General features: G+C 74.3%; 1 pseudogene. It reads left to right on the top strand.

From position 1 onward, the window contains the following. Positions 1–156: 156 nt before the first annotated feature. A pseudogene (locus DJ81_RS12110) lies at positions 157–778 on the top strand (protoheme IX farnesyltransferase); the annotation flags it as partial.

Raw genomic sequence — 778 nt, 5'->3', positions numbered from 1 at the left:
AGAGCGGCGGCTCACGCGAGGGCGACGGGTCACGCGAGGCCGTCGACGCGCCCCGGGACGGCAGCGAACAGGGATAGATCCGGAGCTAACCGGCGCGCCTGGGGCGAATTCACCGAAGCGCGGGACATATATGGGTCCGTTCCCAAACCCGGGTAAGTGACGGTACCCGACCGATTCCCCGCGGTTCTCGCGGCGACGGCGATGGGCGTATACCTCCTGCTCGTCGTCGGCGCCACGACCTCGCTCACGGAGGCGGCGGCCGCCTGTTCGGGCTGGCCGCTCTGCGGCGACGGCGCCGCGCTCCCCACGGAGAGCGCCGGGTGGGTCGCGCTCGGTCACCGCGCGATCGCCGCCGTCGTCGGCGTCCTCGTGGCGCTCTCGGTCGCGCTCGCGTGGCTCGACGGGGCGAGCCGTCGGGTCCGCGCGGCGCTCGCGGCCGCGCTCCTGCTGTTCCCCGCCCAGTCCGGCGTGGGCGCGCTCGTCGCCGTCGGCGACCTCCCCGTCTCGCTTGGACCCGTCCACCTCCTGCTGGGCGTGGCGATCTTCGGCGCCGTCCTCGCCGCGCTCGCGTGGTGGCTGGAGGCGTCGACCGGCGCTCCCGACGACGCACCGGTCGACTTCCAGCCCGGGACCGACGACCTTCCGCCGGTCGAGGAGGCGCCCGAGCCCGAGATCCCGAGGGCGACGCTCCCCCGACTGAAAGCGACCGCAGCGGCGTACTTCCGGCTGATGAAGCCCCGCCTGATGTGGCTGCTCTGTCTCGTCGCCGCGGCGGCGA

This window comes from Halorubrum sp. Hd13 (genome assembly GCF_002252755.1).
In the GTDB taxonomy this organism is placed as follows: Archaea; Halobacteriota; Halobacteria; order Halobacteriales; family Haloferacaceae; genus Halorubrum.
The sequence above is the reverse complement of the archived record's forward strand: the minus strand, read 5'-3'. Positions and strand labels throughout refer to the sequence as shown.